25 protein-coding genes are annotated in these 24,566 nt (G+C 70.3%); 12 read left to right on the forward strand and 13 right to left on the reverse strand.

The genetic code is table 11. The features are described from left to right. Window positions 1-42: 42 nt before the first annotated feature. From ACVFI9_RS17270 to ACVFI9_RS17290, 5 genes are all read right to left on the reverse strand, one after another. Window positions 43-1,608, reverse strand: a complete 1,566-nt coding sequence (locus ACVFI9_RS17270; RefSeq protein ID WP_474763410.1) for an aldehyde dehydrogenase family protein — start codon at window positions 1,606-1,608, stop codon at window positions 43-45. A 94-nt stretch (window positions 1,609-1,702) separates the two neighbouring features. Further along, entirely contained in the window at window positions 1,703-2,656 is a 954-nt protein-coding gene (locus ACVFI9_RS17275; protein WP_474763411.1) for a VOC family protein, read from the reverse strand. A 73-nt stretch (window positions 2,657-2,729) separates the two neighbouring features. Then, a complete protein-coding gene (locus ACVFI9_RS17280) occupies window positions 2,730-3,809 on the reverse strand; it encodes a 4-oxalomesaconate tautomerase (RefSeq protein ID WP_474763412.1) in 1,080 nt (359 codons plus the stop codon). Next, complete coding sequence (locus tag ACVFI9_RS17285; protein ID WP_474763413.1) at window positions 3,796-4,500, reverse strand: 4-carboxy-4-hydroxy-2-oxoadipate aldolase/oxaloacetate decarboxylase; 705 nt, start codon at window positions 4,498-4,500, stop codon at window positions 3,796-3,798. The genes ACVFI9_RS17280 and ACVFI9_RS17285 overlap by 14 nt, the downstream gene beginning before the upstream one ends. Further along, window positions 4,497-5,246 carry a PIG-L deacetylase family protein gene (locus tag ACVFI9_RS17290; RefSeq protein WP_474763414.1) on the reverse strand — a complete coding sequence of 250 codons (750 nt, stop codon included), beginning with the start codon at window positions 5,244-5,246 and terminating at the stop codon, window positions 4,497-4,499. The genes ACVFI9_RS17285 and ACVFI9_RS17290 overlap by 4 nt, the downstream gene beginning before the upstream one ends. Before the next feature lie 158 nt (window positions 5,247-5,404). Between ACVFI9_RS17290 and ligM the strand changes: the two genes are divergently transcribed. After that, window positions 5,405-6,808, forward strand: a complete 1,404-nt coding sequence (ligM, locus tag ACVFI9_RS17295; RefSeq protein WP_474763415.1) for a vanillate/3-O-methylgallate O-demethylase — start codon at window positions 5,405-5,407, stop codon at window positions 6,806-6,808. A gap of 131 nt (window positions 6,809-6,939) precedes the next feature. Next, window positions 6,940-7,644: a GTP cyclohydrolase I gene (folE, locus tag ACVFI9_RS17300; RefSeq protein WP_474763416.1), complete on the forward strand. Its 705-nt coding sequence runs from the start codon at window positions 6,940-6,942 to the stop codon at window positions 7,642-7,644. On the opposite strand, the gene ACVFI9_RS17305 is transcribed toward folE, so the two are convergent. Further along, window positions 7,613-8,302, reverse strand: a complete 690-nt coding sequence (locus ACVFI9_RS17305; protein WP_474763417.1) for a GntR family transcriptional regulator — start codon at window positions 8,300-8,302, stop codon at window positions 7,613-7,615. The genes folE and ACVFI9_RS17305 overlap by 32 nt on opposite strands. Window positions 8,303-8,432: 130 nt before the next feature. Here ACVFI9_RS17305 and ACVFI9_RS17310 point away from each other — a divergent pair, with 130 nt between their 5' ends. Further along, window positions 8,433-9,233, forward strand: a complete 801-nt coding sequence (locus ACVFI9_RS17310) for an NAD(P)-dependent oxidoreductase (protein WP_474763418.1) — start codon at window positions 8,433-8,435, stop codon at window positions 9,231-9,233. Window positions 9,234-9,239: 6 nt separating this feature from the next. Here the strand turns inward: ACVFI9_RS17310 and ACVFI9_RS17315 are convergent, their stop codons facing one another. After that, window positions 9,240-10,358: a 5-methyltetrahydropteroyltriglutamate--homocysteine S-methyltransferase gene (locus ACVFI9_RS17315; RefSeq protein ID WP_474763419.1), complete on the reverse strand. Its 1,119-nt coding sequence runs from the start codon at window positions 10,356-10,358 to the stop codon at window positions 9,240-9,242. Window positions 10,359-10,408: 50 nt separating this feature from the next. After that, on the reverse strand, window positions 10,409-11,284 hold the full coding sequence (locus ACVFI9_RS17320) for an IclR family transcriptional regulator (protein WP_474763420.1): 876 nt from the start codon (window positions 11,282-11,284) through the stop codon (window positions 10,409-10,411). 320 nt (window positions 11,285-11,604) lie between these two features. Between ACVFI9_RS17320 and ACVFI9_RS17325 the strand changes: the two genes are divergently transcribed. From ACVFI9_RS17325 to ACVFI9_RS17345, 5 genes are read left to right on the forward strand one after another with little or no spacing between them, the layout of a single operon-like run. Then, window positions 11,605-12,387, forward strand: coding sequence for an ABC transporter ATP-binding protein (locus ACVFI9_RS17325; RefSeq protein WP_474763421.1), 783 nt, complete (start codon window positions 11,605-11,607; stop codon window positions 12,385-12,387). Beyond that, a complete protein-coding gene (locus ACVFI9_RS17330) occupies window positions 12,374-13,084 on the forward strand; it encodes an ABC transporter ATP-binding protein (protein WP_474763422.1) in 711 nt (236 codons plus the stop codon). Before ACVFI9_RS17325 ends, ACVFI9_RS17330 begins: the two co-directional genes overlap by 14 nt. 4 nt (window positions 13,085-13,088) lie before the next feature. After that, window positions 13,089-13,970, forward strand: a complete 882-nt coding sequence (locus ACVFI9_RS17335) for a branched-chain amino acid ABC transporter permease (RefSeq protein WP_474763423.1) — start codon at window positions 13,089-13,091, stop codon at window positions 13,968-13,970. Beyond that, on the forward strand, window positions 13,970-15,043 hold the full coding sequence (locus ACVFI9_RS17340) for a branched-chain amino acid ABC transporter permease (RefSeq protein WP_474763424.1): 1,074 nt from the start codon (window positions 13,970-13,972) through the stop codon (window positions 15,041-15,043). Before ACVFI9_RS17335 ends, ACVFI9_RS17340 begins: the two co-directional genes overlap by 1 nt. Continuing rightward, the gene (locus tag ACVFI9_RS17345; RefSeq protein ID WP_474763425.1) at window positions 15,040-16,308 is read left to right on the forward strand and encodes an ABC transporter substrate-binding protein; all 1,269 of its coding nucleotides are present in this window, start codon (window positions 15,040-15,042) and stop codon (window positions 16,306-16,308) included. Before ACVFI9_RS17340 ends, ACVFI9_RS17345 begins: the two co-directional genes overlap by 4 nt. A gap of 182 nt (window positions 16,309-16,490) precedes the next feature. On the opposite strand, the gene ACVFI9_RS17350 is transcribed toward ACVFI9_RS17345, so the two are convergent. Beyond that, complete coding sequence (locus ACVFI9_RS17350; protein WP_474763426.1) at window positions 16,491-17,717, reverse strand: alpha/beta fold hydrolase; 1,227 nt, start codon at window positions 17,715-17,717, stop codon at window positions 16,491-16,493. 107 nt (window positions 17,718-17,824) lie between these two features. Here ACVFI9_RS17350 and ACVFI9_RS17355 point away from each other — a divergent pair, with 107 nt between their 5' ends. Then, a complete protein-coding gene (locus tag ACVFI9_RS17355; protein ID WP_474763427.1) occupies window positions 17,825-18,934 on the forward strand; it encodes a hypothetical protein in 1,110 nt (369 codons plus the stop codon). Here ACVFI9_RS17355 and ACVFI9_RS17360 read toward each other — a convergent pair. After that, window positions 18,927-19,454: a methylated-DNA--[protein]-cysteine S-methyltransferase gene (locus ACVFI9_RS17360; protein ID WP_474763428.1), complete on the reverse strand. Its 528-nt coding sequence runs from the start codon at window positions 19,452-19,454 to the stop codon at window positions 18,927-18,929. The two genes, ACVFI9_RS17355 and ACVFI9_RS17360, sit on opposite strands and share 8 nt — an antisense overlap. A 140-nt stretch (window positions 19,455-19,594) precedes the next feature. On the opposite strand from ACVFI9_RS17360, the gene ACVFI9_RS17365 reads away from it, so the two are divergent. Continuing rightward, window positions 19,595-19,903 carry a hypothetical protein gene (locus tag ACVFI9_RS17365; RefSeq protein ID WP_474763429.1) on the forward strand — a complete coding sequence of 103 codons (309 nt, stop codon included), beginning with the start codon at window positions 19,595-19,597 and terminating at the stop codon, window positions 19,901-19,903. Between the two features lie 35 nt (window positions 19,904-19,938). Here ACVFI9_RS17365 and ACVFI9_RS17370 read toward each other — a convergent pair whose 3' ends face one another. Beyond that, window positions 19,939-20,493, reverse strand: coding sequence for a dihydrofolate reductase family protein (locus ACVFI9_RS17370; RefSeq protein WP_474763430.1), 555 nt, complete (start codon window positions 20,491-20,493; stop codon window positions 19,939-19,941). Window positions 20,494-20,664: 171 nt separating this feature from the next. Between ACVFI9_RS17370 and ACVFI9_RS17375 the strand changes: the two genes are divergently transcribed. Together ACVFI9_RS17375 and ACVFI9_RS17380 are read left to right on the forward strand one after the other, a co-directional pair. Next, the gene (locus tag ACVFI9_RS17375) at window positions 20,665-21,879 is read left to right on the forward strand and encodes an IS30 family transposase (RefSeq protein WP_474762373.1); all 1,215 of its coding nucleotides are present in this window, start codon (window positions 20,665-20,667) and stop codon (window positions 21,877-21,879) included. A 93-nt stretch (window positions 21,880-21,972) separates the two neighbouring features. Next, complete coding sequence (locus ACVFI9_RS17380; RefSeq protein WP_474763431.1) at window positions 21,973-22,299, forward strand: hypothetical protein; 327 nt, start codon at window positions 21,973-21,975, stop codon at window positions 22,297-22,299. A gap of 13 nt (window positions 22,300-22,312) precedes the next feature. Here ACVFI9_RS17380 and ACVFI9_RS17385 read toward each other — a convergent pair whose 3' ends face one another. Continuing rightward, the gene (locus ACVFI9_RS17385) at window positions 22,313-23,236 is read right to left on the reverse strand and encodes a DMT family transporter (RefSeq protein ID WP_474763432.1); all 924 of its coding nucleotides are present in this window, start codon (window positions 23,234-23,236) and stop codon (window positions 22,313-22,315) included. A 218-nt stretch (window positions 23,237-23,454) separates the two neighbouring features. Further along, entirely contained in the window at window positions 23,455-24,453 is a 999-nt protein-coding gene (gap, locus tag ACVFI9_RS17390; protein ID WP_474763433.1) for a type I glyceraldehyde-3-phosphate dehydrogenase, read from the reverse strand. Window positions 24,454-24,566: the final 113 nt, after the last annotated feature.

Raw genomic sequence — 24,566 nt, forward strand, 5'->3', positions numbered from 1 at the left:
TCCGCGCCTCCCGGCTCAGGCGTTGTTCGTCGATCGGGTGCCTCAGTGGGCCATTGCGGCGAGGGCGTCGGGATCGATGGTGGCGATCGACCGAGTGTCCTGGAATGCCCGGATGCCCTCGATGCCCTGCTCGCGCCCGAATCCCGACTGCTTCATGCCGCCGAACGGCGCACGCAGGTCGAGACGCGTGGCGCCGTGGTCGTTCACCCACACGTAGCCGCAGACGAGCTGCGAGCCGACCCGCTGGGCGGCGTCGGCGTCGGCCGTCCAGACGCTGCCGCAGAGACCGGCCCAGGTGTCGTTCGCGGCGGCGACCGCCTCCTCCTCGGTGTCGAAGGGGATGACCGGGATGACCGGCCCGAACTGCTCCTGGGTCACGACGCGCAGCGACGGGTCGGGGTCGACGACGATCGCCGGGCGCAGGAAGTTGCCGCCCTGCAGCTCGGGGTCGCTCGGCAGCTCGCCGAACTCCCGCACGTCGGCGCCGGCATCCTTCGCCTCCTGGATGATCTCCTCGACGAACGCCTTCTGCGCCGACTGGTGCAGCGGGCCCATGGTCGTGCCCTCGTCGAGCCCGTAACCGAGCTTCGCCCGCTCCAGCCGGGCGGACAACCCGGCCACGAGCTCGTCCATGCGCGACCGGTGCACGTAGACGCGCTTGGCGTTCATGCAGATCTGGCCGGTCGTGTCGAAGATCGCCGCGTACAGGCGGTCGAGGTGGGTGTCGTCGAGGATCGCGTCCTCGAGGAACACGGCCGCGTCGTTGCCGCCCAGTTCGAGCGTCACCCGCGTGAGCGACTTCGAGGCCATCTCCATGATCCGCTTGCCGCCGTTGACGCTGCCGGTGAAGCAGACCTTCGCGATGTCCTGGCTCGAGATCAGCGCCGACATGTTCGCGTCCTTGCCGGTCACGACGTTGAGCACGCCGGGCGGCAGCTTCTCGGCGACGCGCTGCACCACGCGGGTGGTGGCCAGCGGCGTCGAGGGCGGCGGCTTCACGATGGCCGTGTTGCCCGCGAGCAGGGCATGCGGCAGCGACGCGCCGAGGATCGCGATCGGCCAGTTGAACGGCACGATGATGGTCACCGGACCGATCGACTGGTACGTCACCTCGGTCGTCACGGGGATGTTCCCGGGAACGACGGGCAGGGTCGTGCCGCGGTCGACCTCGTCGGCGAGCATCAACGCGAGGTTCCAGCGGATCTCGAACACGAGGGCGTCGATCCACCCCTCCATGCGGATCTTGCCGTTCTCCTGCGAGAGGATCGCGGCGTCGGTGTCGCGGTCGTCGGCGATGCCCGCGATCGCCTCGGCCATCTTCGCGGCGCGCTCCTGCGCGGTCAGCGCGGACCACGCCGGGTAGGCGGCCTTGGCGGCGGCGATGGCGTCGGCGACATCCGCCTCGGAGGCGGACGCGGCCTCGCCGACGGTCACTCCGGGCTTGCCGGGGTCGGCGACGGTCAGCACCTCGTCGGTGAACCGCTCCTCGCCGCCGATGTACAGGCCGGTGCGGACGCCCGTGGCCACGTCACCGCGCTCGGCGGTGCCGGTGTCGGACGCCCCGTTCGCGGCATCCGTGCTGACCACGGCGTTCTCGGTGTCGGTCATGACTCTCCACTCCTCTGTGTTCGAATCCTTCGTCAGTCCAGTCCATCACCGAATGCATATGAATGCACTGGGGATCCGGACGATCGTGCCGACGTCATTCCTTGACGATCGGCGTGCCGTGCGTGTGGAACGTCTCGATGGTCTTCATGCCCCACGCCTGGCCCTTCTTGCGCTCCTCCGCGGTCCACTCCACGACGGGCGAGTCGGGGTCGAGCAGCAGCCGCGCACCCGCGTTCGCGAACTCGATGCGGTTGCCGCCCGGCTCCCACACGTAGAGGAAGAAGGTCTGGTTGATGGCGTGCTTGTGCGGGCCCGACTCGATGTGGATGCCGTTCTCGAGGAAGATGTCGGCGGCCTTGAGGATGTCCTCGCGCGTGTCGGGGGCGAAGGCGATGTGGTGCAGGCGGTTGCCGTGCTTCAGCCAGTCGTCGGAGTAGACGATGTCGTACGACTTGTTGTTGAAGTGGAACCACCACGCGGCGAAGCCGCCCTCGTCGAGCGCGATGCGCTCGCTCTCGCGGCCGCGCAGCGCCCGCTCCACGAACTCGCCGTTGGCCACGACGTCCTTGGCCAGGTAGTTGATGTGGTCGAGGCGGCGCGCGTTCACGCCACGACCGGGGAACGCCGAGGCCTGGTTCTTCAGCGCCGGCTTGTCGTCGGTCGCGACGTACCGCTCGGTCTCGTAGTAGATGCCCATCGTGTGACCGTCGGGGTCGCGGAACATGTAGGTCGGGCCGACCCCGACCTCGCCGTCGACCCAGCCCTCGCCAAGGCCCATCTCCTCGATGGCGGCGACCCGACGCTCGAGCGCCTCCTGGCTCGTCGTGCGGAACGTGGTGCGACCCACGCCGGCGTCGTCGGATGCCGTGAGCTTGATCGTGTAGAGCTGGTACTCGTCCCACGTGCGGAGGAAGACCGAGTCGCCCTCCTCGGCGACCACGCGCATGGCGAGCAGGTCGCGGAAGAACCAGAGGCTCTTCTCGAACGTCGGGGTGAGCAGCTCGACGTTGCCGAGGTGGGCGACGTCGAACGAGGTGTACTCGGTCATTTCAGGTGTCCTCTCTGAGAGACGGGTCGGATTCGGCGTCAGCGCCGGGTCGGGGTCACTGCCGGGGTCTGAGTCACAGCCGGGGTCTGGGGAAGACGGTGCCGTCGAAGATCTTGCGGGCGGTGCGGAGCGAGGTCGAGGTGCCGCGCCACACGCCGTCGTCACCCCGCTCGACACGGATGCGTGCGGGGAAGGAACCGGTCGGATGCTCGATGTCGAGGGGACGGCCGGCATCTGGGAGGTTCGCGAACTCGGATCCGACGGCACCGGGCATGCTCACACCCGCGGCGACGGATGCCGCCATCAGCACGCCGATCGAGGAGTGCACGCGCGCCGGGATGAAGCCCCGGGTGCCCACCACCCCGCCGTGTCGCGGCGGGGAGAGCAGGAACATCTTCGGCACCGTCTGGTCGGTCACGTCGCCGAGACCCATGATGCGGCCCGCCTCGAGCCGGACCTCCTCGACCGCCCGGCGGAGGTCGGCGCGGGACTCGAGTTCGTCGGGCGACTCGTCGCCGTCGACCCCGAACTCGTCGGCCCGCAGCAGCACCACCGGCATGCCGTTGTCGACCAGCGTGACGCGGTGTCCGACGAGCTCGTCGACGACGTTGCCCGTCGGCAGCAGCGGCTTGTCGCCCGCCGCCATCTCGAGGTCGATGGCGCACGCGGTGCCCGGAACACCGTCGATCGCGGCCTCGCCGTCGTAGTCGGGGCGTCCGCCAGGGGTCGCGAAGACGGCGGTCGCGACATCCCCCGTGTTGACCAGCCGGATGCGGACCGTCGTCGTCGGGTCGCCCGCCGGAACGACGCCGCGTTCGACCGCGAACGGGCCCACGCCCGCGAGCAGGTTGCCGCAGGTCTGCGCGGTGCTCACCGTCGGCTGGTCGACGACCACCTGAAGGAACAGGTAGTCGATGTCGATGTCGGGATGCTCCGAGCGCGAGATCACCGCGACCTTGCTCGTGAGCGGATGCGCCCCGCCGAGGCCATCGATCTGCTTCGGGTCGGGGCTCCCCATGATGCGGAGCATCAGGTCGTCGCGCTCGAGCGGATCGGCTGGGACATCCGTCGCCAGGAAGTACGCACCCTTCGAGGTGCCCCCGCGCATGAGCATGCACGGGATGCCGTCGCGCACCGGGTCAGCGGCGACCATCGTGGTACTCCGCCTGCGTGACGTAGCGCACGCCCAGGCCCTCGAGCACGGGTCGGAGGTCGTTGACGTCCATGGAGATCTCGCCCGCCTCGTACTTCGCGCGGTTCCCGGCCTCTTTCGCGGTGCGCGCCCGAGACGCCTCGAGGGCTTCGGCGGCTCGCTCGCGCGGGACGATGGTGACGCCGTCGTCGTCGGCGACGACCACGTCGCCCGGGTTCACGACGACGTCGCCGAGGATGACGGGCACGTTCACCGAGCCTGCCGTGTCCTTCACGGTGCCCTGCGCGCTGACATGCGCGGTCCACACCGGGAAGGCCATCTCGCGCAGCTCGGCCGTGTCGCGCACGCCGCCGCTCGTCACGTAGGCGCGGACGCCGCGCACCTGCATCTGGGTCGCCATGAGCTCGCCGATGAACCCGAACGCCGAGTCCGTCGTGGGCACGACGACGATGACATCGCCCGCCTCGGCCTGTTCGATGGCCACGTGCACCATGAGGTTGTCACCAGGCGCCGTCCGCACCGTCACCGCGGAACCGGCGATCGCGGCACCCTGCTGGATCGGGCGGATGCGGGGGCCTGCGTAGCCGATGCGACCGAGCGCCTCGTGCACCGTGGCCGAGCCGAACCCGGCGAGCGCGTCGACGACGTCGCGGTCGGCCCGCACGATGTCGGTGACGACGACGCCGCTCATTCGAGGACGCTCGTCACCTGGGGGAAGAACCGCATGTAGGCCTCGCCCATCGTCTCGTGGGGCAGGCCGAGGTTCGGGCCGGCGTTGCGCTTGACCTGCACGCCCCGGCGCACCGCGAGGTCGGTGTAGTACGACCACATGTGCTTCTGCGCGGGCAGGCACTCCATGGCCTTGCGCTTGAGCGGGAACGCATCGGTGATGTCGAGGAGCACGTCGGGCTTGAAGTCGCACTGCTCGGGCTGGTGCGGCTCGAAGAAGAAGACGGGCGGCGCCCCGATGATGTCGTCCTTCGAGGGGAAGGTGCCGTCGGAGTTGGCGACGCCGATCGCCTGGGCGAGCACGCGCGCCTCGAGCGCCATGCGCGCGGCGGCGGGGTGGTCGCCGTTGTACGGGTCGGCGAGCGTGTGGGTGAGCACGACCGTGGGCTGCACGCGCCGGTAGACGTCGACGAGCTTGGCGACCGCTTCGGGGCTCTCGCGCAGCGGGTAGTCGCCGAGGTCGAGGAACTCGATCTCGGCACCCAGGGCGGCTGCGGCCGCTTCGGCCTCGTCGCGTCGGATCTGCTTGATCTCATCGAGGTCCTTGCCCTGGAGCCACTGGCTCGCCGACTCGCCCCGTTCACCGTAGGAGAGGCACGCGACGACCGCGCGCTCGCCGCGCTGCGTCGCCGCGGCGATCGCGCCGCCGGCCCGCCAGACGAAGTCTCCCGCATGAGCACTGATGACCAGAAGGGTGTTCGCTGCCATAGGGACTCCTACTCTCGATGCGCCATCAGTGAACCACAGCCCTGGCGGAATGGTCAACATTATGTCTACAATCTTGGCGACCGGATAACTCTGGACATAGGGAAATTCCCCCCGTACGATCGCGGACAACGCAGGACAAGGAAGTCGAGGACCACGAAATGGCCAGCAATCTTCAGGAGCTGCTCGACGAGAAGGGCAACGTCGTCGAGATGCTGCGCGACTCCCAGCTCGGCACGTACATCTACCCCGTCGTGCCCTCGGAGTTCACCAACTGGCGTCGTGAGCAGAAGGCCTGGCGCGAGACGGCCGTGCTCTACGACCAGTCGCACCACATGGTGAACTTCTTCGTGAAGGGCCCCGACGCCCTGAAGCTCCTCGCCGAGACGGGCATCAACGGCTTCCAGAACTTCCCCGTGAACACCGCGAAGCAGTTCGTGCCCACGGCGTCCAACGGCGGCGTGATCGGCGACGGCATCCTGTTCCACGAGGCCGAGAGCGAGTACGTCTACGTCGGCCGCGCCCCCGGTGCGAACTGGCTGCAGTTCCACGCCGAGACGGGCGGCTACGACGTCGAGTTCACCTACGACGACCGCTCGCCGTCGCGCCCGTACGGCCATGCCGTGAACCGCAGGTACTACCGGTTCCAGATCCAGGGCCCGAACGCGTGGCAGATCATCGAGAAGCTGGCCGGCGGCCCCGTGGAGCAGGTCAAGTTCTTCCACATGGGGTACCTCACCATCGCGGGCGAGCAGGTGCGCACGCTCCGCCACGGCATGGCCGGCGCCCCCGGCCTCGAGATCTGGGGACCCTACGAGCAGCACGGCAAGATCCGCGACGCCGTGCTCGAGGCGGGCGCCGAGTTCGGCATCGAGCCCTGCGGTTCGCGTGCCTACTCGTCGAACACCCTCGAGTCGGGCTGGATCCCCTCGCCGCTGCCCGCCATCTACTCGAGCGAGGCCGAGCGCGCCTACCGCGAGTGGCTCCCGGCCAACAGCTACGAGGCCATCAACGCGCTCGCGGGTTCGTTCGTGTCGGGGAACATCGAGGACTACTACCTCAACCCGTGGGAGCTCGGCTACGGCTCGTTCGTGAAGTTCGACCACGACTTCATCGGACGCGACGCGCTCGAGCAGATCGACCCCTCGCAGCAGCGCAAGAAGGTCACCCTCGCCTGGAACGACGAGGACCTCGCCGCCATCTGGGCCTCGTTCCTCGACCGCGACCGGCCGGGCGCGCAGTTCTTCGACCTGCCGAACGCGAACTACGGCTCGTCGAACTACGACGCCGTGGTCGACGCCGACGGGACCACGGTGGGCCTCTCGCTCTTCACGGGCGTCACGGCGAACGAGCGCCGGGGACTGTCGCTCGCCACGGTCGACGCGAACGTCGAGATCGGCACCGAACTGCGCGTCATCTGGGGCGAGCCCGACGGCGGCAGCAGGAAGACCACCGTGGAGCCGCACGAGCAGTACACCGTGCGTGCGGTCGTGAGCCCGGTGCCCTACGCGGTCACCGCGCGCACCGAGTACCACGGCGGCTGGCGCACCGCCGGCGTCGCCTGAGCGCCGACGTCGCCCGACGACCCCGCGGCCCCTGCCGATCCGTCGGCGGGGGCCGCGGGGCATCCGAGACCACGCTGCGGCGGAGGGACATCCGGCCCGCGGCATCCGAACCGCCACCATGGAGGCAGACCGTGAATCCAGACGCCGTGCGTCAGGCGGTGCGCGACCTGCTTCGTGCGCTGGGCGAGGACCCCGACCGGCCCGAGTTGGCCGAGACGCCCCGACGCGTCACCGAGAGCTTCGCCGAACTGCTCTCGGGCACGGGCGCCGACGCATCCGGGCTGCTGCAGGCGCTTCCCGGCGAGGGCATCGCCGACGGCGAGGCGATCGTGGTGTCTCGCCTGTCCTTCCGCTCGATGTGCGAGCACCACCTGCTCCCCTTCCGCGGCGCGGCCCACGTCATCTATGCGCCCGACGAGCGGGTGGCCGGCTTCGGGTCGTTCGCGCGCGTGCTCGACGTGCTGGCGGCGCGGCTGCAGGTGCAGGAACGCCTCACGGGCCAGTTCGCCGATGCGGTCGAGTCGAGCCTCCGGCCGCGCGGCGTCCTCGTGGTCGTCGAGGCGTCACACGGATGCCTCAGCGATCGCGGTGCCCAGCAGGCCGACGCCCGGGCCGTCACGATGGCGAGCCGCGGCATCTACCGCGACCCGGGCCTTCGCGGCGAGGCGCTGCGCCTCCTCCCGATGCAGGACGCCGACCAGCTGCCCGCCCATCGCTGGATCACGGATGCCGCGGGCCCGGGGGCCGCGGGCAGCGTGCTCTCCGGCGGCGGCCGGCGCGCTCCGGAGTCCAATCCGCGCAGCCCTAGGACCCGAGTTCGCGCAACGCGTCGATGACGCTGCGCAGGTGGCTGCGCACGGCCGCTTCGGCCGCGTCGGCGTCGCGGGCCACGACGGCGTCGATGATGGCGGCGTGCTGCAGCACCGAGACCTTCGCCCGCTGCAGACGCGAGGACAGCTTGAACTGATGACGCACGCTCTGCGCGTGCAGCCGGGCGAGGACGTCGGAGGCGGTGGCATGGCGGCTGAGCTCGCGGATCCGCACGTCGAGGTACTGGTTCAGGCGCGAGTACTCGAGCAGGTCGCCGTCGGCGACCGCCTGGATCATCTCGTCGCGCAGACGCTCGAGGGCCGCGGCATCGTCGTCGGTGAGGTGCTGCGCCGCCTTCGCGGCGCAGAGGCCCTCCACGCCCATGCGCACCTCGATGATCTCGACGGCCTCGTCGAGCGAGATGGCCCGCACCCGGGAACCCCGGTTCGGCAGGCGCTCCACGAGCCCCTCGCTCGCGAGTTCCAGGAGGGCCGTGCGCACGGTCGCGCGGCTCGCCTCGAACGTCGCGCTGAGATCGGCCTCGATCAGCCGCTGGTTGGGTGCGTACTCGCCACGGATGATCGCGTCGCGGATGAGGTCGGCCACGCGCGGGTCCTCGACCGCGCCGTCGGCTGCGACGCCGCCGACGCCGGCAGCCGGTGATTCCTGAACGGTCATCGACATGCGCACACACTCTCTCCCGAATCGCCGGCCCGAATCGCCGGCCCGAATCGCCGGACCTCGAATTCGGGTCTGGGCGCGAACCACTATTGTCTACAATATTACGAGCAGTCGCCGGTCAGGGGAGATCCACATGCGCGTCGCGGTGCTGGGCCTCGGTGAGGCAGGACGCATCTACGCCACCGACCTGGCCGAGCTCGGTTCCGACGTCACCGCGACCGACCCGCTCGCGACGTCCGCCCCACCCGGCGTGACGCTGGCCGCCGACGTGGCCACGGCCGTGCACGAAGCCGAGATCGTGCTGAGCCTGGTCGGCGGCGGCGCCGCGGCATCCGCGCTCGAGACCGCCCTGCCCGCGATGGCGCCAGACAGCCTCTACGCCGACCTCAACACGCTCGGCCCCGACGAGAAGCGGCGCCTCGCCGCACGCGCCGCCGAGCGGGACATCCGCTTCGTCGACGTCGCCGTGCTCGCGCCGGTTCCGCGCGCGCGGCTGCGGACCCCGCTCGCACTGAGCGGCACGGGAGCTGCGCGGCTGCAGGCGTTCCTCGGTGGCCTGCAGGTGCCGACGACCGACGCCGGGCCCGACGCCGGCGGCGCGGCCGGCCTCAAGCTCCTGCGCAGCGTGTTCATGAAGGGGCTCGCCGCACTCGTCTTCGAAGCGGTCACCGCGGCCCGCGCCGTCGGCGCCGAGGAGTGGGTGACCGAGCAGATCGCCTCGGAACTCGGCCCAGACGGCCGTGCCCTCGTGCAGCGCCTGCTCGAGGGCACGCCGGCGCACGCCGTGCGGCGCGAGGCGGAGATGCGCGATGCGCTGGCCTTCCTCGAGACGCTCGGGGCGGCGCATCCGATGACCGACGGCACCGTCGCGTGGTTGGAGGCGCTCGCCGACGGGCGCGACACTCCGCGCCCCGCGGCCACCGACCGCCCGTAGCGCGGTCTACGCGTCGGCCCAGACCTCGTTCGCCAGCCCGACCACGGCGTCGATCTTCGCCCACTGCTCGTCTTCGGAGAGCACGTTGCCCTCTTCGGTCGAGGCGAAGCCGCACTGCGGGCTGAGTGCGAGCTGCGCGATCGGCACGATCGTCGCCGCCTCGTCGATGCGGCGACGGATCTCGTCGTGGTCCTCGAGGGTGCCGGTCTTCGTCGTGATGAGGCCGAGCTCGACGACCTTCTCGCCCTCGGGGAGGAACCGCAGGGGCTCGAAGCCGCCCGCCCGCTCGCTGTCGTACTCGAGGAAGTAGCCGTCGAAGTCGCACTCGCCGAGGAGCTGCTCGGCGACGGGCTCGTACCCGCCCGACGAGATCCACGTCGACCGGAAGTTGCCACGGCAGACGTGCGTGGTGATCACGAGGTCGTCGGGCTTGTCGCGCAGCGACGCGTTGATGAGCGCCGCGTAGCGCTCGGCGAGGTGATCGGTGCGGATGCCGCGGTCGGCGGCCTTGGCGAGCTCCTCCTCCGAACACAGGTACGCCCAGGCGGTGTCGTCGAACTGGAGGTAGCGGCATCCGGCGTCGTAGAACGCCTGCACCGCGTCGCGGTAGGTCTGCGCGAGGTCCTCGAAGATGTCCTCGTGGCCCGAGTACTGCGAGCCCTCGAGCGCGTCGCGCTCGAGCCGGAAGTCGAGCACGGTCGGCGCGGGGATGCTGAACTTCGGCACGACCCCCGCCCGCTCGGCGACGGGCTTGAGGAAGCGGAAGTGCTCGAGCATGGGGTGGTCGGCCGGGAACCCGACCGGCCCGTCGATGTGCAGCCCGCGCGGGCGCGTCTGCACGCCCTGGAACTGGATGCCGTGATCGAGCTCGACGACGTTCACGCCGTCGAGCATGCCGAAGAAGTCGAAGTGCCACCACGACCGGCGGAACTCGCCGTCGGTCGCGAGCTTCAGTCCTGCTGCCGCCTCGCGCTCGACGAGTCGCTCGATGGCGGCGTCCTCGACCGCCCGCAGTCCTGCGTCGTCGAGCTCACCCGCGGCGTGACGCGCTCTGGCGTCCTTGACCTCCTCGGGCCGGAGGAAGCTGCCGACGATGTCGGCGCGGAACGGAGGGTTCACAGACATGACCCCACCCTAATCCGCATGCCACCGATGTCCACGGGGGTTTCGCCGGGTTACGGGTCCGAGGCCGGAGCGCCCGCCGGGAGCGATTCGAGGTACTCCATCGACCGCACCGACGACGCGACGAGCGGGCGGAACCGGCCGCCCGGGGTCGCGGCCGGGTGCCCCGTCGGCAGGTAGGCGGCCCGCATGGCGCTCGAGATCTCGCGCGCGGCGTGGGTGAGCAGCTCGACGTAGCCGAGCGCCGACGTGCCGTCGTTCGGCACGACCACGGACAGCGCCGCGATGACGTCGTGATGGGCGCCGAGCACCGGCACCGCGATGCCCCGCGATTCGGCGTGGATGTGCCCCTCGGTGACCGCCCAGCCGTCGGCACGCACGCGACGCAGCGCCTCCCGGAGCTGCTCGGGCGTCTGGATGGTGCGTTCGTTGTAGCGCACGAGCGGAGCCCGGAGCACCTGCTCGAGCAGCTCGGGTCCGGCGTGCGCGAGCAGCACCAGCCCGCTCGACGAGACGGTCAGCGGCAGCCGACCGCCGATGAGGGTCGCGTTGATGACGGCGTCGCGCGCCGAGAGGCGGTCGAGGAAGACGACCTCGGTGCCGCTCAGCACCGCGAGCTGCACGTGCTGACGTACGCGCGCGTGCACCTGCTGCAGCCATGGGCGCGCGATCTCGCGCAGCCCCAGTGCCCCCGGCGTGCGGCACGCCAGCTCCCAGAGGCGCACCCCGAGTCGGTAGGTGAGGTCGGGCATGCGCTCGAGCAGACCCTCGCGCTCGAGCTCGGAGACCAGGCGATGGGCGGTCGAGAGCGCGAGGCCGGCTCGCTGCGCGAGCTCGGAGAGGGTGAGGAACGGGTCGGATGCCTCGAACGCGCCGAGCACTCGAAGATGCTTGCTGAGCACCGACTCACCGTTGGACGAACGCGCCATCGCGGAACCCTCCCGAATCATCTTCGGCTCCGATGCCGGCCATGCTACGCGGCTGTTCCGTTGAACGGAATGTCGTCGGCGGATGCTTCGGCGACATGCCTACCGTAGGCATCTGCCGCGGGACAAGGGCGTTGATTCGCCTGCACGATGGGGCGATCCTGTCAATAAGGGTTTCCGCCACGTGAGTGTCTCGATTCGATATCGACGCCCTGAGTCGTTTCCAAAATCGTTGACAATCTCGTTTTCGATCCGTAGCGTCGGTCTCGTGCGGTCGTGAGATCGCGTCAGACCCGAGCAATGATGCGACAGGAAGGTGCACGATGGCCGCACGCCTGAGCCTCCACGACGTGAGCCTCCACTTCGGCGGCGTCAAGGTGCTCCAGGAGGTCAGCTTCGATGTGGAGCCCGGCGTGATCTTCGGGCTCGTCGGCCCGAACGGTGCCGGCAAGACCTCGCTGTTCAACTGCATCAGCGGCCATTACAAGCCGAGCTCGGGCTCGATCACCATCGACGAGACCGAGGTCGTCGGCCTCGCGCCGTCCCGGCTCGCCCGCCTCGGGCTGGCCCGCACCTTCCAGCATCCGGCCCTCCGGCTCGAGGCGACCGTTCTGCAGAACGTGCTCCTCGGCGGCCACACGCGACTGCCGGGCGACCCCGTCTCGTGGTCGCTGCACCTGCCGTTCACCGCCAGGTCCGAGCGCGACATCCGTGCAGAGGCCCTCGAGCTCCTCGAACGCGCCGGGCTCGGCTGGGCCGCCCATCTTCCCGCCGATGAACTCTCGCACGGCCTGCACAAGGGCGTCGAGCTCTGCCGCGCACTGCTCATGAAGCCCGCACTCCTGCTGCTCGACGAGCCCGCGGCGGGTCTGTCGCACGGCGAGGTGGAGCAGCTCATCGAGACCGTGCGGCGCATCCGCACCGAGGAGGACATCACGGTCGTGATCGTGGAACACCACATGGGGCTCATCTCGGCCCTCACCGAGCGGGTCGTCGTGCTCGACCACGGCGCCAAGCTCATGGAGGGCACGGCGGCCGAGGCGCAGTCCGACCGGCGTGTGATCGAGGCCTACATCGGAAAGGACGCCGCCGATGACGCTGCTTGAGCTCACCGACGTCACCGCGTCGTACGGACCCGTCCGAGTGCTGGAGGGCGTCTCGCTCAGCGTTCCCGAGGGCGGCGCGGTCGGCATCCTGGGCGCGAACGGTGCCGGCAAGACCACCACGCTCCGCGCGATCAGCGGCACTGTGCGCACCGGCGGACGCATCACGTTCGACGGCCGCGACATCCGCGGCTCCCGCCCCGACAAGGTGGCCTCGCTCGGCATCGCGCACGTTCCCGAGGGGCGCGGCACGCTCGCCCAGCTGAGCGTGCGCGAGAACCTCCGGGTCGGCGCCTACCTGCGCAAGGATCGGAAGGCGATCTCGACCGATCTCGACTACTGCCTCGACCTCTTCCCCCAGCTGAAGGACCGCATCAACTCGCGAGCGGCGGCGCTCTCGGGCGGCGAGCAGCAGATGCTCGCGGTCGGCCGGGCGTTCATGGCCAAGCCCCGTCTGCTGCTGCTCGACGAGGCCTCGCTCGGGCTCGCGCCGAGCACTGCCAAGGCGGTGTACGCCGCGATCCGCCGGCTCCGGCTGGAATCGGGCATCGCCATGCTCGTGGTCGAGCAGAACGCCAACCTCGCCTTCACCCTCGTCGACACGGCGACCGTCCTCGAGACCGGGCGCAACGTCCTGACCGGCTCCTCCGACGAGCTCAAGGGCATGGACGAGATCCGACGCGCCTACCTGGGGGGCTGAGCACATGGACACCTTCATCCAGCTCGTCGTCGACGGCCTCTCCACCGGCTCGATCTACGCCGCCCTCGCCCTGGCGATCGTGCTCGTGAACCAGGCGACCGGGCTCATCAACTTCGCCCAGGGCGCGATGGCGGTGCTGTCGGCGTACATCGCCTACGCGTTCACGCAGGCGGGGCTGCCCATCCTGCTCTCGATCCTCATCGCGATCGTGATCTCCTTCGTCATCGGGGCCCTGGTGGAGCGGTTCCTGATGCGCCGCTTCGAGCGCGGCGATCCCGACACGGCCGTCGTCGTGACCATCGGCCTGCTGACGCTCATCACCGGCATCGTGGCGTGGATCTGGGGCTACAACAACCGGCAGTTCGAGTCGCTGTTCCCGCTGTCGAGCGTGAACATCCTCGGTGCGGTCGTGAGCGTCCGTTCGATCGCCACGACGCTGACGATCATCGCGATCATGGTCGTGCTGCAACTGCTGTTCCTGCGCACCAAACTCGGGCTCGCCCTCCGCGCGGTCGCCGACAACCCCTCGTCCGCGGCGTTCTCGGGCCTCCCGGTCGGGCGCCTGCTGATGGTCGGCTGGGGCCTCGCCGCGAGCCTCGGCGCGATCGCCGGTTCGCTCGTCGCCCCGCAGCTCACCCTCACCCCCGGGATGATGGACACCGCGCTCGTCTACGCGCTGGCGGCGGTGATCCTCGGCGGACTCTCGAGTCCGATCGGCACGGTCGTCGCCGCGTGGATGATCGGCATCCTCGAGAACCTCGCGGCGGTCTACGTGCCCTTCATCGGATACGACCTGAAGGTCGCGGTGCCGTTCATCCTGATCTTCGTGATCCTCGTCATCCGTCCCCAAGGCCTCTTCGGGCGAAAGGTCGTGGTGCGCGTCTGATGAACAGGTTCTCCGCACTCATGCGCAACCGGTGGGTCCGGCTCGCCCTCGTGGTCGTGGTCGCCGCGCTGCTGCTCTACCTGCCCCTCGTGCTCCCCGTCTTCGCCAACCAGACGCTCATCCGCATCGGCGTGTACGCAGTCGCCGTGCTGGGGCTGAACATCATCATGGGCTACGCCGGCCAGGTGAACCTCGGGCAGATCTTCTTCCTCGGCCTCGGCGCCTATGTGGCCGCCTACGGCGTCAACCAGGAGTGGAACATCCTCGTGGTGTTCGTCGCCTCGCTGGTGATCCCCGGCATCGTCGGCCTGCTCATCGCGCTCGCGGCCGCGCGGCTCGGCGGCCTCGCGATCGCCATGGTCACGATCGCGCTCCCCATCGTCGGCGTGCCGCTCGCGAAGCGACTGTCCGATCTCACGGGCGGATCGCAGGGCACCTCCGCGCGGTTCTCGAGCGCGCCGGACTGGACCGGGCTCTACAACGACCAGTGGCAGTACTACATCGTCCTCGTCGTCGTCGCCGCGGCCTTCATCCTCGCCCGCAACCTCGTTCACGGGAAGTTCGGCCGTGCGTTCACCATCGTGCGCGAGAACGAGGCCGTCGCCTCCTCGATGGGCATCTCACCGTACCGCTACAAGGTGCTCGCGTTCACCATCGCCTCGATCTTCGGCGGCGCGAGCGGCTTCCTCTACCTCGCCGCCGTGCAGTACACGTCGCCCGAGACGCTGAGCTTCGGGCACTCCATCGGGCTCGTCATCGCCATGGTCATCGGCGGCGCCGGCAGCATCGCCGGCTCGCTCATCGGCGGCGCGTACTACGTGCTCGTGCCGCAGCTGACGAACGCCATCGACCCGAGCTTCACGTCCATCAGCCAGGGCGTGATCCTCCTCGCGGTCCTGTTCCTGCTGCCCGGTGGACTCGTCAGCCTTCCGCGGGTCGTCCGTCGCCTCACCCGACGGCGGACCACTCGTTCCTCGCAGGGAGACTCCCCGCAGACCACTCCGGCGCAGCCGCCGTCCGCGGATGCCGCGTCGGAGGGACCCGAAAACACAGAGAGGCAGATTCGACCATGAACATTCGAAAGAGGGCAGGTGGGGTCGTCGGCGTCGTGGCGATGGCCTCGATCGTCGCACTCGCCGTCTCGGGCTGCAGCACCCGAGGTACTGGTGGCGGCGAAGGCGACGGCGATGGCGCCGCAGCGAGCCCCGGCATCACCGACGACGCGATCACGCTCGGCGTCACCACGCCGCTCAGCGGCCCCACGGCCGGTCCGGGAACCTGCACCGTCGCGGGCCTCGAGGCCTACATGGGTGCGGCGAACGCCGACGGCGGCATCGAGTTCGGCGACGGCAAGACCCGCACCGTCGAGATCAAGACCTACGACGACCAGTACGACCCGCAGAAGGCGCTGGCCAACTTCCAGCAGATGGTCTCCGACAACGTCTTCGCGGCCACGTCGGGTCTCGGCACCCCGACCAACCGTGCCTACCGCGAGGCGGCCATCGACGAGGAGTTCCCGCAGGTGCTCGTCATGACGGGCGACCCGCTGTTCAGCGACCAGGAGGAGAGCCCCTGGCAGCTCGGCTTCGTGCCGATCTACCAGAACGAGGGCGCCGCCTTCGGTGAGCTGCTCGCCGCATCGGGCGCCGACCACAAGGTCGCGATCCTGTCGCAGAACGACGACTACGGCGCCGGTTACGTCGAGGGGTTCAAGGACGCCATCGAGGGCGCCGACAACATCGAGATCGTCGGCGAGCTGACCTACGAGGCCACCGACACCTCGGTCGATGCGCAGCTCACCGAGCTCGCGTCCTCGGGAGCCGACGTGTTCTTCAACGCGATGTCGATCACGCCGCTCGTGATCTCGTCGCTGCAGAAGGCGCAGCAGATCGGCTGGCTGCCGAGCTGGTTCCTTCCGTCGAACACCTCGAGCCCGACCGCGATCCTCGAGCCCGGTGGCGCGGCGGCCTTCCCCGGCATCTACTCGGTGTCGTTCTCGAAGGCGCCGCAGAGCCCGGCGTTCGCCGAGGACGAGGACGTCGTGAAGTTCCTCTCCGACCTCAAGGAGTACGGCAACTACCCCGACATGCCCGCCTTCCCGCACTGCATGTGGAGCTACATGGTGGGCGCCACGCTGCAGCAGGCCTTCGAGAACATGGAGGAGCCGACGCGTGAGAGCTTCATGGAGTCGCTGCGCAACATCTCCGACCTCCAGGCGCCGCTCATGCTCGAAGGCACCGCGGTGAACACCACCGAAGACGGCCAGCCGGCGGTCTCGACGGTCATCGTGCAGAAGTACAACGGCAAGGGCTACGCCACGGCCGAGACCTTCGGCTGATCGCCGGTCGTCCACACCTCGCAGTACCGTCGCCCCGGGTCACCGACCCGGGGCGACGTGCGTCCCGGCGGCCTGCCGACCGCTCCGTCCCCGATGCGTCCGCTCCTCCACGGTTCCCGCGTCGTTTCCGTTCCCGCGCGGCGTGCCCCTCGGGGCGTGCACGTGGCGCGGGAACGGAAACGTCAGCGCGCGTCGAGGAAGTCGCGGATCGCCGCGACGACCACGTCGGGCTGCTCCTCCAACATGGAATGGCCCGAGTCCGCGACATCCGTCACCCGTGCCAGCGGGAGTTCACGCGCGTACTCGTCGGCGATGCCCGCGTCGAGGTAGTCGCACTCGGGACGGAGGATGAGCACCGGATGCTGCGACAGGCGCCCGAGCGTCGACTCGGTCACGCCCGTGCGGTGTCCGGGCTCGACACCCGGACCGTGGTTCGCGTAGTGACCGAGCCGCGCGGGGGCATCGGGAACCTCGTGGCCCGCGCATACGAGACCGGCCGCGGCCCCGAGGTACAGCTCGCGGTAGCGGGCGTCGGCCTCGGCGTCGGGCATGAAGCGGTGCGCGACCACCGGATCCATCACCGTCAGCGCGTAGCCGAAGAGGTTGCGCGGCTGCAGGGCGAGCGCGTACAGGGCGGCCTGTCCGGACGGCGACAGGCGGCTCTGCGGCGACCCGGGCGGCAGGCCGACGCCGTCCCACGGCACCGCACCGGGCGTGAGGAACACGAGCCCCGCCACCCGTTCGGGATGCCGCACGGCGTACCCCACGGCGACCTGCGCCCCCCAGGAGTGGCCGAGCAGTGTCACCCGGGCGGCGCCCGTGGCCTCCACGACCGCCTCGAGGTCGCGCACCGCGCGCTCGAAGGTGTAGCCCGTCGGGTCGTCGAGCCGCGCCGAGGCGCCCGTGCCGATCTGGTCGTAGACGACGACGCCGCGGTCGGTCGCGAGGCGTGCGAGCACGTCGTGCTCGCGGGCGTTCCACGGCACGCCCGGGCCGCCGTGCACGGCGACGACCGGGGCGGCGTCGGTGGCGGCATCCGCCTCGATCGAGCGCACCGCCAGGAAGGTGCCGTCCCGCAGCTGCAGTGCGCTGGGCGGCCGGGTAGTCGCCACTGGGGCCGACGGGAACACGACGAGCAGGGTCATGGCGGCGGCGATCACCACGGTGCCCGCGGCGAGCGCGAGTCGGTGCCGGATGTCGCGGCCCTTCCGCGCTCGCAGCCACGTCCACCCGAGCGCGACGGCACCGGATGTCGCGATGGCGACGGCGATGGCGGTCGCCGGCGTCGGCATCACCACGGCGGCGGCGAGCACGAGCGCGATCTGCACCGCGACGAGGAGCATCACCACGAGGATGCGCCGGATCCACCGCCAGGCCCCCGCGGCCCGTGGATTGTCGGATGCGACCATGCGCCCATGTTGCCTGCCTCGTCCGGCATGCACCTCACCCGGTCGAGCGAGGCGATGCCCTCGGTCGGGTGATGCGGCGAGCCGCGCCGTGTCGAGAGAGTCGGTGCATGCGACAACTCCTCCGACGAGAGGCCACGCGGGTGCGCACGAGCTGGCCCGCATGGACGACGTGGGGTGCCCTGATCTGGTCCGTCGGGTACGGCATGCTCGGCGTGTTCTGGTGGACCGGAGTCGGCGACTACCCGTTCGGGCCGGTTCCGCTGGATCGGCGGAGCCTGTCCATTCTCGAGGGCCTGCCGGTCGAGGTGTTCGGCCCGGCGATGACCGTCGTCGCACTGGCGGGCGTCGCGTGCGCCGTGGTCATGCTCCACGGCGCCGGCTCTCCGGGCGCGCGACGACTCGTCACGGCGTTCGGCGCGAGCATCGCGGTCGTGGCGACGGCCATCGTTCCCGACTACACGCTGCTCGCCGTCGCCGCGCTCTGGCCGCTCCTCGTCGGGTTCGCGCTCTTCGGCGTACCGGGCGCCCAGGACGGGATCTGGGACATCCTCTACTGGCACCGGATGAACCTCGTACTCGTCTTCGCGGGCGGATTGCTCTGGGCCGCCGCGACGCTCGCCTTCGCGCGTCGCAGTCGCGGGGCGTGCCCGAACTGCGGCCGACGCCACGGCCTCGTGGCGCACGCGACGGCGCGCATGGCGCGGCGCTCGTGGGCGCGCGCGTGGGTCTGGCTCGCCATCGCGGCGACCCTCCCCTACGAGGCGACCCGCATCGCCTGGTTCGCCGGCTGGCCGCTCGGGCTCACCGACGACATGTACGCGAGCCTGCAGGACCCGCCCGAGTTGCTCGGCGTCGGGCTGCTCCTCGCCACGCTCTCCACCGGCGGAGCCGTGCTCACCCACGGGCTCGTGGCTCGCTGGGGCGAACGCTTCCCAGGTTGGCTGGGGCCCCTGGCCGGTCGCCGAGTACCCGCCCTGCTCGCCGTCATCCCGGCAGCGGCGGTCACGGTGACGATCCCACCGGCGGCGCTCATGTCGCTCGGTCCGGCCGGGAGCGGCGGCTACGACTGGCCGAACTGGGGCACCTGGCTGCCGGGGGTGCTGCTCGTCGTCTGGGCGGTCGGCCTCGGAATGGCGACGCGGTCGTACCACCTGCGGCGACGGGGCCGCTGTCCGGTGTGCGGGGCATCCGGAGTGCGGGAACCGGTGCTCACCTGACGGGGTCGGCGAACAGGCGCGGCTGCGCCACGACCGGCGCGCCCTCGAGCTCGAGGAGGAGGCGTTTGCGCTCGAGGCCGCCGGCATAGCCCGTGAGCGAGCCGCTCGCCCCGACCACGCGGTGGCACGGCACGAGGATGCTGAGCGGGTTGCGTCCCACGGCCTGGCCGACGCGTCGCGCCAGGTTGCGATCGCCGAGCCCGGCGGCCAGCTCGCCATACGTCGTCGTCTCGCCGTAGGGGATGTCGCGGAGCATGCGCCAGACCGACTCCTGGAACGCTCCGCCCGACGTGGCGATCGGCAGGTCGAAGCGCATTCGCATCCCGGCGAGGTACTCGTCGAGCTGCCGGCCCAGCCGCGCGATGAGCGGGTCGCCTCGCGCGTCGACCTCGACCCCGACGGCGTCGTCGGCCGGCGGGTACCAGTGGCCCGGGAAGTAGAGGCCGCGCAGCGCATCGCCGTCGGCGACCACGAGCAGCCGACCGAGCGAGGTCGGGAGCGTGGTGTGGCGGCGGGTCATGCCTCCATCCTGACGCGTCCGGGGCATCCGCTCGCCGTGGACCTCGGCGGGATTCGGACATGAAGGTCGGACGCGACGATCGGAGCATCCGTCCTCGGTGTCAACCCCGCGCGCACGACCTCCCCGTCGACGAAGGTGGGATGACCGCGGAAGGAGCGACCATGGGCAAGGCGAACGACGACGAGGCCGTGCGGGCCGGCGACGCCGGCACGATTCCCACCGACACGAGGGGTGACGGCGGCATCGGCACCGCCGACGGCGTCTCGGGAGTGGGCCTCGTCGGCACCGACTTCGGCGTCGCGGGCAACGTGCCGGAGCCGCCCGGCGTCGACGAGGAACCCGTCACCGTCGAGGACGAGGACGACCCCGACGCGATCGCGCACGGCGACGAGCACCGCCGACGGATCGCGCCCGACGGGGTCGGACCGGAGGCGCGTCCACCGAGCTGAGCCTCGCCTGACGGAACGGCCGAGGTTCGCGAGCGTCAGTGCTCGACGTCGAAGACGGCCTTGACCACGCCGTTCGAGTACGCCTCGTGCTCGACGAGGTGGAGCTTGCCGGTCTCGCGGCCGCTGAACAGCCGCTTGCCATCGCCGAGGGCGACGGGGAAGACGAGCAGGTGGTACCGGTCGACGAGACCGGCCTCCGCCAGGCCCTGCGCCAGGGTCGGGCTGCCGTGCACGAGGATGGTGCCCTCGCCCGCACCCTGCTTGAGCGCGGCGACCTCGTCGAGCGAGCGCAGCACCGAGGTGTTGTTCCACTCGGGGTCGGTGAGCGTCGACGACACCACGTACTTCGGCATCGCGTTGTACTCGGCGAACTCCTCCATCTTCGGCCAGACGGGCGCGAACTCGTCGTAGCTGACCCGGCCGATCAACATCGCGCCGGCCTCCTCCTGCTCGCGCCCCTTGATCTCGTAGGCCTCCTCGACGAAGGGGACCTCCTTGAACGTCCATCCGGCGCGGGGGTGGTCTCCGCCACCGGGCGAGTCGACGACTCCGTCGAGGGTGATGAACTCGGTGACGATGAGCGTGCGCATGGCGACTCCTTCTCGATGCGTGCGAGGCGGGCGGTCCGTCTCATTCTGGACGTCGAACGACGGTGCCGCGAGATCGACAACCGCCCGAAAGCTCGTGCAGGAGAATTGCGGCGAGCCGCCCGCTCAGAGAGGGGCGGATTCTTACGGTCGTTGCAACATGGGAGGTGTTGCGTGGGTGGCCGGAGGTTGTATCCGGATGCGGTCCGGGAGCGGTTCGTGTCCTTGGTGCTGGGTGGGGAGTCGGTCTCGTCCGCGGCACGGTTGCTCGGCGTGCCGGTGCCGACGGTGGAGCGGTGGTGGAAGGCTGCCAGCGTGGGTGTGCCGTTGCGGAAGGGGCGTCGGGGCGGGCTGGTCGAACCGTTGCCGCCGCCGCATGGGAAGTCGGGCCGGTACCTGTCGGACGCGGATCGGGCGGTGATCCAGGCAGGGCTGGCGTGGAAACTGACCCTTGCCCAGATCGGCGCGATGATCGGCCGGGACAAGTCCGTGGTCAGCCGGGAGGTGACCCGGAACCGGGGCGCGGACGGGGTGTACCGGGCCGCGTTGGCTGATCGGGCCGCGGCCGCGAAGCGGCGCCGCCCGAAACGCGTCAAGCTCGCCGGGAATCCGCGGCTGCGGCGGCAGGTCGAGGAGTGGATGGATGATGGCTGGAGTCCGGGGCTGATCGCGCGGATGCTCGCCGCCGACCCCGACCGGGATCAGACTGGACGGGTGAGTCACGAGACGATCTACCGGGCCCTGTACGTGCAGGGGCGCGGCGTGTTGCGGCAGGACCTGGCGCGGAAGCTGTCCACTGGCCGCACCCGTCGCAAGCCTCGGGGCAGCGTGGATCGACGCGGTCGGGCGATCTACGAGGACGCGTTCACGATCAGCGACCGACCGGCCGAGGTCGCGGACCGGGCGGTGCCCGGGCACTGGGAGGGTGACCTGATCATGGGCGCCGGGAACCGGTCCGCGATCGGGACGCTGGTGGAACGCTCGACCCGGTTCGTGATCCTGCTGCACCTGCCGGACCGGCATACCGCGGACGAGGTCGCGGGCGCGATGATCGAGCGGATGGGTGAACTGCCTGACCATCTTCGCCGGTCGATCACGTGGGACCGTGGTGTCGAGCTGGCCGGCTACGAACGGATCCAGCTCGCCCTGCGGGCGCCGGTGTACTTCTGCGACCCCCACTCACCATGGCAGCGTGGGTCGAACGAGAACACCAACCGGCTCCTCAGGTTCTGGTTCACCAAGGGCACCGACCTGAACGCCTGGGACGCCGACGCGCTACGCCGCGTCCAGGACACCCTCAACCGGCGCCCCCGACCCACCCTCGACTACCGCACCCCAGCCCAAGCCCTCAACGAGCTCCTCACCCGACAAGTTGCAACGACCACTTGACATCGCCAGGGATACCTCCCGACTTCCTGCACAAGCCAAGGCGCCGGGCGCCGGTTCCTGCACAAGCCAAGGCGCCGGGCGTACCGTGGCAGCATGCGCGACGCCGTGGACTTCGCGACGCTCTTCGAGCGGCCGCTCGAGCAGTGGGGCCTGCGCGGCGATCCACCGCTGTGGCGCGAGATCGCGCACCGGCTCGAGGGGCAGCCGCTGCCGACCGCGTTCTGGGACGTGCGCAGCGCCGTCGAGCGCGAGTACGAGAACGTGACGGGGCATCGGCTCGTCGAGACCTCCGAGCCGTTGCGCGTCGCCGCGTTCGTCACCGGAAGCGGCATGAGCGACGGACATGTGCTGCCGGCGTTCTGGGTGCGCACGGCGATTCCGATCCTCATCGATCGGTGGGCGGCGCTGCGCGAAGCCTGATGCGGCGCGCGACCTACAGCCGGAGTTCGGCGGTCGCCTCCTCGGGCCCCTCGGGCGCGATCGCCTCGAGCTCCTCCGGCGGTCTGCGCCGGGTGACCAGGTAGGAGCCGAGGAGCACGAGCACGAAGCCGACGACGGTCCACACGGTGATCCGCTCGCCGAGCACCAGCACGCCGGCGGCCACGGCGACGGCCGGATTGACGTAGGTGATCGCCGTCATCTTCACCGGCCCGATCTCGGCGACGAGCGCGATCATGAGCAGGAACGCGAGGGCGCTGCAGATCACGGCCAGCACGATGATCGACCAGATGGCCGCGGCCGACGGCATCGCGGTCGGCCATGCACCCGTCGCCAGCACGAACGGCACGTACACGACGGCCGTGGCGCCGAGGGACACCGCGACGACGCCGACGCCCGGCAGGTCGGACATCCATCGCGAGAGGATCGCCGGCCCGAGCGCGTAGCCGACGACCACGATGGCGATCTCGCCCACGGCGACGAGGTCGGATCCGGCGATGTCGAGGCCGACGAGCGCCGCGACCCCGAGCATGCCGGCGAGGATGCCGAGCCAGTTCAGGCGCGACAACCGCTCGGGCCGACCCATCAGGAACGCGACGCCGACGCCCACCAGCGGCACGGTGGCGAGCAGGAGCCCCGCGGTCGAGCTCGGCAGGCGCTGCTCGGCGGAGCTGAGGAAGTACCACGGGATGATGATCTCGACGACGGTGTAGGCGAGCATCGGCTTCCATCGGCGCACGACCTGCAGCACCTCGCGCCGGAAGAACGCGAGCGGCAGCAGCAGGATGGCCGCGAGCGCCGATCGCCCCAGGACCACCATGGCGGGGTCGAGCTCGGTCACCGCGACCTTGATGAACAGGTAGGGGATGCCCCAGGCGATGCCGAGCGCTGCGAAGAGGATCAGGCCACGACGTGTCACCCGCCCATTCTGGACCTGCGCGCCGACATCGACACGACCATCTCTGCCGACCCAGCGCGAAATCCTGCCGTCGGCACTCGGTCACCACCAGCGGCGGCCGCTCCTCGCCGCGGCGGTCGGAACTCCGGCCGCCGCAGCGAGAACGACCCGCCACGGATCCTCAGCGGGGCGATGTGGGCGCTCGGCGCTGAAGGTCGGGCGAGCGGATGCTCCGGGCCTCAGCCCTTGGCGAGCAGCTCGAGCGTGTCGATGACGCGGTTCGAGAAGCCCCACTCGTTGTCGTACCAGGCGACGACCTTGACGTGCTTGCCGTCGACGCGGGTGAGCGCCGCGTCGAAGATCGACGAGTGCGGGTTGCCCGTGATGTCGCTCGAGACGAGCGGGTCCTCGGAGTACTCGAGGATGCCGGCGAGCTTGCCCGCTGCGGCCTCGCGGTACGCGGCCAGCACCTCGTCACGCGTCACCTCGCGCGAAACGGTCGTGTTGAGCTCGACGATCGAGCCGACCGGAACGGGCACGCGGATCGAGTCGCCCGAGAGCTTCCCCTCGAGCTGCGGCAGCACGAGGCCGATGGCCTTGGCGGCGCCCGTCGAGGTCGGCACGATGTTCACGGCGGCGGCGCGGGCGCGACGCGGGTCGCGATGCGGGCCGTCCTGCAGGTTCTGCTCCTGCGTGTAGGCGTGCACGGTGGTCATGAAGCCGTGCTCGATGCCGGCGAGCTCATCGAGCACCGCGGCGAGCGGCGCGAGCGCGTTCGTCGTGCATGACGCGTTGGAGACGATCGTGTGGCTCGTGGCCTCGTAGGCGTCGGTGTTCACGCCGTAGGCGAGGGTCACGTCGGCGCCGTCGGACGGGGCGCTCACGAGCACCTTGCGGGCGCCCGCATCGAGGTGTGCCTTCGCGGCCTCGGCGGAGGTGAAGCGACCGGTGGACTCGAGCACGACGTCGACGCCGAGCTCCTTCCACGGGAGGTTCGCGGGCTCGCGCTCGGCGAGGACCTTGATGCGGCGCCCGTCGACGACGAGCGTGTCACCGTCGACCTCGACCGTGCGGCCGAGGCGACCGAGGGAGCTGTCGTAACGGAGGAGCTGGGCGAGCGCCTTCGGCTCGGTGAGGTCGTTGACCGCGACGACCTCGAGGTCGGAGTCGCGCTCGAGGAGGGCGCGGAGGGTGTTGCGGCCGATACGTCCGAAGCCGTTCACGGCGATGCGGGTCATGCGTGTGGGTTCCTTTCGTTCCCGAGTACCCGGTAACTCTGGTCGCCCCGGATCGTCCGGGGAAGTGGCCGGACAGACATGTGTCGAAAGGATCGCGCCAGCTCGTGGCATCC

This window comes from Agromyces sp. NSFZ, assembly GCF_056156205.1.

Bases quoted from the DNA above. Each gene is read 5' to 3' on its own strand.
- ACVFI9_RS17270 (WP_474763410.1), bottom strand. From the start codon at position 1,608: ATGACCGACACCGAGAACGCCGTGGTCAGCACGGATGCCGCGAACGGG.
- ACVFI9_RS17275 (WP_474763411.1), bottom strand. From the start codon at position 2,656: ATGACCGAGTACACCTCGTTCGACGTCGCCCACCTCGGCAACGTCGAG.
- ACVFI9_RS17280 (WP_474763412.1), bottom strand. From the start codon at position 3,809: ATGGTCGCCGCTGACCCGGTGCGCGACGGCATCCCGTGCATGCTCATG.
- ACVFI9_RS17285 (WP_474763413.1), bottom strand. From the start codon at position 4,500: ATGAGCGGCGTCGTCGTCACCGACATCGTGCGGGCCGACCGCGACGTC.
- ACVFI9_RS17290 (WP_474763414.1), bottom strand. From the start codon at position 5,246: ATGGCAGCGAACACCCTTCTGGTCATCAGTGCTCATGCGGGAGACTTC.
- ligM (WP_474763415.1), top strand. From the start codon at position 5,405: ATGGCCAGCAATCTTCAGGAGCTGCTCGACGAGAAGGGCAACGTCGTC.
- ACVFI9_RS17305 (WP_474763417.1), bottom strand. From the start codon at position 8,302: ATGTCGATGACCGTTCAGGAATCACCGGCTGCCGGCGTCGGCGGCGTC.
- ACVFI9_RS17310 (WP_474763418.1), top strand. From the start codon at position 8,433: ATGCGCGTCGCGGTGCTGGGCCTCGGTGAGGCAGGACGCATCTACGCC.
- ACVFI9_RS17315 (WP_474763419.1), bottom strand. From the start codon at position 10,358: ATGTCTGTGAACCCTCCGTTCCGCGCCGACATCGTCGGCAGCTTCCTC.
- ACVFI9_RS17320 (WP_474763420.1), bottom strand. From the start codon at position 11,284: ATGGCGCGTTCGTCCAACGGTGAGTCGGTGCTCAGCAAGCATCTTCGA.
- ACVFI9_RS17325 (WP_474763421.1), top strand. From the start codon at position 11,605: ATGGCCGCACGCCTGAGCCTCCACGACGTGAGCCTCCACTTCGGCGGC.
- ACVFI9_RS17330 (WP_474763422.1), top strand. From the start codon at position 12,374: ATGACGCTGCTTGAGCTCACCGACGTCACCGCGTCGTACGGACCCGTC.
- ACVFI9_RS17335 (WP_474763423.1), top strand. From the start codon at position 13,089: ATGGACACCTTCATCCAGCTCGTCGTCGACGGCCTCTCCACCGGCTCG.
- ACVFI9_RS17340 (WP_474763424.1), top strand. From the start codon at position 13,970: ATGAACAGGTTCTCCGCACTCATGCGCAACCGGTGGGTCCGGCTCGCC.
- ACVFI9_RS17345 (WP_474763425.1), top strand. From the start codon at position 15,040: ATGAACATTCGAAAGAGGGCAGGTGGGGTCGTCGGCGTCGTGGCGATG.
- ACVFI9_RS17350 (WP_474763426.1), bottom strand. From the start codon at position 17,717: ATGGTCGCATCCGACAATCCACGGGCCGCGGGGGCCTGGCGGTGGATC.
- ACVFI9_RS17355 (WP_474763427.1), top strand. From the start codon at position 17,825: ATGCGACAACTCCTCCGACGAGAGGCCACGCGGGTGCGCACGAGCTGG.
- ACVFI9_RS17360 (WP_474763428.1), bottom strand. From the start codon at position 19,454: ATGACCCGCCGCCACACCACGCTCCCGACCTCGCTCGGTCGGCTGCTC.
- ACVFI9_RS17365 (WP_474763429.1), top strand. From the start codon at position 19,595: ATGACCGCGGAAGGAGCGACCATGGGCAAGGCGAACGACGACGAGGCC.
- ACVFI9_RS17370 (WP_474763430.1), bottom strand. From the start codon at position 20,493: ATGCGCACGCTCATCGTCACCGAGTTCATCACCCTCGACGGAGTCGTC.
- ACVFI9_RS17380 (WP_474763431.1), top strand. From the start codon at position 21,973: ATGCGCGACGCCGTGGACTTCGCGACGCTCTTCGAGCGGCCGCTCGAG.
- gap (WP_474763433.1), bottom strand. From the start codon at position 24,453: ATGACCCGCATCGCCGTGAACGGCTTCGGACGTATCGGCCGCAACACC.